Origin of the sequence: Ramlibacter sp. (assembly GCF_028292805.1) — a bacterium.
Classification (GTDB): domain Bacteria; phylum Pseudomonadota; class Gammaproteobacteria; order Burkholderiales; family Burkholderiaceae_C; genus Ramlibacter.
In genome coordinates, this window is record NZ_JAQGLS010000296.1 from 1 (window position 1) to 4,272 (window position 4,272).

6 protein-coding genes are annotated in these 4,272 nt (G+C 68.6%); 2 read left to right on the top strand and 4 right to left on the bottom strand.

What is annotated here, in order from left to right; genetic code table 11:
* Together JWP65_RS18085 and ybeY are read left to right on the top strand one after the other, a co-directional pair.
* Positions 1–510: PhoH family protein (locus tag JWP65_RS18085; protein WP_299766247.1), on the top strand; the 510-nt coding region annotated here is incomplete at its 5' end.
* Positions 507–944 carry an rRNA maturation RNase YbeY gene (gene ybeY, locus JWP65_RS18090; RefSeq protein WP_299766249.1) on the top strand — a complete coding sequence of 146 codons (438 nt, stop codon included), beginning with the start codon at positions 507–509 and terminating at the stop codon, positions 942–944. The genes JWP65_RS18085 and ybeY, both read left to right, overlap by 4 nt.
* A 35-nt stretch (positions 945–979) precedes the next feature.
* On the opposite strand, the gene dtd is transcribed toward ybeY, so the two are convergent.
* The 4 genes from dtd to tyrS form a co-directional block, all read right to left on the bottom strand.
* Positions 980–1,420 (bottom strand): D-aminoacyl-tRNA deacylase, encoded by a 441-nt coding sequence (dtd, locus tag JWP65_RS18095; RefSeq protein WP_299766251.1) that lies wholly within the window; start codon positions 1,418–1,420, stop codon positions 980–982.
* Positions 1,420–2,337 (bottom strand): cation diffusion facilitator family transporter, encoded by a 918-nt coding sequence (locus tag JWP65_RS18100; protein WP_299766253.1) that lies wholly within the window; start codon positions 2,335–2,337, stop codon positions 1,420–1,422. Before JWP65_RS18100 ends, dtd begins: the two co-directional genes overlap by 1 nt.
* 10 nt (positions 2,338–2,347) lie before the next feature.
* Positions 2,348–3,049, bottom strand: a complete 702-nt coding sequence (locus JWP65_RS18105) for a PIN domain-containing protein (protein WP_299766255.1) — start codon at positions 3,047–3,049, stop codon at positions 2,348–2,350.
* A gap of 40 nt (positions 3,050–3,089) precedes the next feature.
* Positions 3,090–4,272: tyrosine--tRNA ligase (tyrS, locus tag JWP65_RS18110; protein ID WP_299766257.1), on the bottom strand; the 1,183-nt coding region annotated here is incomplete at its 5' end.

Consider the following 4,272-nt stretch of genomic DNA (forward strand, 5'->3'; position numbering starts at 1 on the left):
CTGGAGCGCAACGCCGTGCAGCGCATCGTGCTGACGCGCCCGGCGGTGGAAGCGGGCGAGAAGCTGGGCTTTTTGCCCGGCGACCTGACGCAAAAGGTCGATCCTTACCTGCGACCGCTGTACGACGCGCTGTACGAGCTGATGGGCGTCGAGCGCGTGCTCAAGGCGTTCGAGCGCAACGCGCTGGAGGTGGCGCCGCTGGCCTTCATGCGCGGGCGCACCCTGAACAACGCCTTCGTGATCCTGGACGAGGCGCAGAACACCACGCCCGAACAAATGAAGATGTTCCTCACCCGCATCGGCTTCGGCAGCAAGTGCGTGGTGACCGGCGACGTCAGCCAGATCGACCTGCCCAAGGGCGCGCTGTCGGGCCTCATCGAAGCCGAGCGCATCCTCAAGCGGGTCAAGGGCATCGCCCATACGCGCTTCACCAGCGCCGACGTGGTGCGGCACCCGCTGGTAGCGCGCATCGTCGACGCCTACGACGCCGCCCGCGGCAAGCAGGCATGACGCCGGCGCTGGAGCTGGAGCTGCAGTTCGGCGATGCCGAGCATCGCCAGCTGCTGCCCCGCACCCGCGTGCGCAAGTGGATGGAGCTGGCGCTGCTGCGGCCGGCGCAGATCTCGGTGCGCATCGTCGGGGCGCAAGAGGGCCAGGCGCTGAACCGCCAATACCGCGGCAAGGACTACGCCACCAACGTGCTGACCTTCGAGTACGCGCGCGAGCCGGTGGTCAGCGCCGACCTGGTGCTGTGCGCGCCGGTGGTGGCGCGCGAGGCGCTGGAGCAGGGCAAGCCGCTGCAGGCGCACTACGCCCACTTGCTGGTGCACGGCACGCTGCATGCGCAAGGCTACGACCACGAGGCCGGGGAGCGCGAGGCGTTCGAGATGGAAGCGCTCGAGGTGTTGCTGATGGGCGCGCTGGGGTATCCCAACCCGTATTGATGCCGCCCCCCCGCGCAGGCGGGAATGACGAGGTTTCAGCGCACGGTGATCGGGACCGTCACCGGCCCGTCGTTCACCAGGTGCACCTGCATGTCGGCTGCGAACTCGCCGGTCTGCACCAGCGGATGCAGGCCTTTGGCCTGCGCCACGAAGTGGTCGTACAGGCGCCGCGCCTGGTCCGGCGCCGCGGCACCGGTGAAGCTGGGGCGGTTGCCGCCGCCGGTGTCCGCCGCCAGCGTGAACTGGCTCACCACCAGCAAGCCGCCGCCCACCTCCTGCACGCTGCGGTTCATCTTGCCGGCGTCGTCGCCGAAGATGCGCAGCTTCAGCAGCTTGGCGAGCATCCGGTCGGCCTGGCCTTGGGCGTCGTCACGTTCGGCGCACAGCAGCACCAGCAGCCCCTGGCCGATCTGGCCGATGGTCGCGCCCGCCACCACCACCCGCGCTTGGCGCACCCGTTGCACCACCGCCAGCATCAAAGCAGGTCCTCTTCATCGCCCGAATGGGGTTCCACGTCGCTGGGCAGCAACTGGATGGTGGCACGCAGGCCCGGCACTGCGCTCATCAGCGCCTGTTCCACCGAACCCCGCACCGCCGCCGCCCGGCCCAGGGTCCACGCGCCCGGCATGTGCATGTGCAGGTCGACGAAGCGGCGCGAGCCCGAGCGCCGGCTCGCCACGTGGTCGAAGCGGATGGTCGGATGGCTGAACTGCGCCAGCGTCTTTTCGACCTGGGCCAGCACCTCGGGCTCCAGCGCGCTGTCCATCAGGCCCTCGCTGGAACGCCACATCAGGCGCACGCCCTCGCGCATGATGTTGACCGCCACGCCGATGGCCACGGCCGGGTCGAGCCAGAGCCAGCCGGTGGTGGCGGCCAGACCCACGCCCACCACCACGCCGGCCGACGTCCAGACATCGGTGAGCAGGTGGCGGCCGTCGCCTTCCAGCGCCATCGAGCGGTGGCGGCGTGCCGACTGCAGCATGGCCCAGGCCAGAGCCCCGTTGGCGGCGGAGCTGACCACCGACAGCCCCAGGCCCCACCCCACCTGCACCAGCGGCTGCGGCTCCAGCAAGCGCTGGACGCCGGCCCAGACGATGCCGAACGCCGCCAGCAGGATCAGCAGGCCCTCGAAACCGGCCGAGAAGTACTCGGCTTTGTGGTGGCCGTACGGGTGGTCGTCGTCAGCCGGCCGGCTGGCGATCTTCACCATCAGCAACGCGAAGGCGGCGCTGGCCAGGTTGACGCCCGATTCCATGGCGTCTGACAGCAGGCCGACCGAGCCGGTGATCCACCAGGCCAGCGTCTTCAGGGCAATGGTGAGCACGGCCACGGCCACCGACCAGCGCAGCAGGAGTTCGGGGTTCAGGCGCTGGGCGGCGGCGGCCAGGGACATGACGTGATTGTCAGTGCGGCCGGCTCGGGTAGACCAGCAGCGAGGGCTCGACCCGCGCCAGGGCCAGAAAGTCGCGCTCGTTGTGGACCAGCAGGGCGCCGTGCTCCAGGGCCAGGGCCGCGATGAGGCAATCGTTGGGCTTGGGGATGGTCAAGCCCGCTGCGCGCGCGGCGCGATAGAGCTGCGCCGCCACTTCGTAGGTGGAGAGTTCACGGGGCTCCAGAATCAACGCGGACCACAGCACCTGCCGCATGCGCTCGTAGTCCGCCTGCACGCGGATCCCTTGCACGACTTCCTGGAACAGGATGCCGGCGGTTGCGATTTCTTCATGCTCGTCGCGCGCATCGACGAAGCGGGTTGCGTCGGTCGCGTTCCCCCTCTGCGCGTCGATCCAGACTGTCGAGTCGCGCAGGAGCATCACTTCTCGCGGCGGGGCGCACTGGCGGTTGCTGGGGGCGCCACTTTGTAGCCGGCAATACCCTGCTCCACCCGGTACTTGCCGGCTTCGGCCGGATCTTCCCTCGGGTCGTCGCCGGGCCAGTAGGTGTCTCGCGTGGCGGCCCCGAACACGTCCCGCAGCCGGGGCCGCCTGGAGCGCGCCACCATCTCCCTGAGCGCGCGGTCGACGGCCTCGCGTTTCGAACGCGCCCGCCACCTTCATCGCCTGCGCGACGAGCTCCTCGTCGATGTCGATGTCGATGTGGGTGAGCATGCGGTCGATTGTACAAAGCCTGTACAAAACCGCAGCCAGCTCACCCCAGCGTCACCCGGGCGAATTTCCGCTTGCCGACCTGCACCACGTAGGTGCCGGCGCCCAGCTTGAGCCCCTTGTCGCTGATCACGCTGGAATCGACCCGCACGCCGCCGCCTTCGATCAGCCGGCTGGCTTCGCTGGCGGACGACGCCAGGTTGGCCTGCTTGAGCAGCTGGGCGATGCCCAGCGGCGCGCCGGTGAGCGTGACTGCGGGAATGTCGTCGGGCACCCCGCCTTTGCTGCGGTTGACGAAGTCCTGTTCCGCCGACTCGGCCGCGGCCGCATCATGAAAGCGCGCGGTGATCTCCTTGGCCAGCAGCACCTTGGCGTCGCGCGGGTTGCGCCCGCCCGCCACTTCCTGCCTGAGCGCGGCGATGTCGGACTCCGCCCGGAAACTGAGCAAGCTGAACCAGCGCCACATCAGCACGTCGGAGATCGACATCACCTTGGCGAACATGGTGTTGGGCGCTTCGGTCACCCCGATGTAGTTGTTCTTGCTCTTGGACATCTTCTCGACGCCGTCCAGGCCTTCGAGCAGCGGCATGGTCAGGATGCATTGCGGCTCCTGGCCGTATTCCGCCTGCAGGTGCCGGCCCATCAGCAGGTTGAACTTCTGGTCGGTTCCGCCCAGTTCCAGGTCGCTTTTCAGCGCCACCGAGTCGTAGCCCTGCATCAGCGGGTAGAGAAATTCGTGGACGGAGATCGAGGTGCCGGCCGCGAAGCGGTCATGGAAGTCGTTGCGCTCCATCATCCGCGCCACCGTGTACTTGCCGGCCAGCTCGATGATTCCGCGGGCGCCCAGCGGGTCGCTCCACTCGCTGTTGTAGCGCAGCTCGGTGCGGGCCGGATCCAGGATCTTGTCGGCCTGGGCCCGGTAGGTCATCGCGTTGGCCTTGATCTGCTCCGCCGTCAGCGGCGGGCGGGTGGTGTTGCGCCCCGAAGGGTCGCCGATCATGGTGGTGAAATCGCCGATCAGGAAGATCACCGTGTGGCCCAGGTCCTGCAGCTGGCGCAGCTTGTTGAGCACCACCGTGTGGCCGAGGTGGATGTCGGGCGCGGTCGGGTCCAGCCCCAACTTGATCCGCAGCGGCACCCCGGTGGCTTCGGAACGGACCAGCTTGCGTGACCACTCGTCTTGCGGGATCAGCTCTTCCGCACCGCGCAAGCTGACCGCCAGCGCC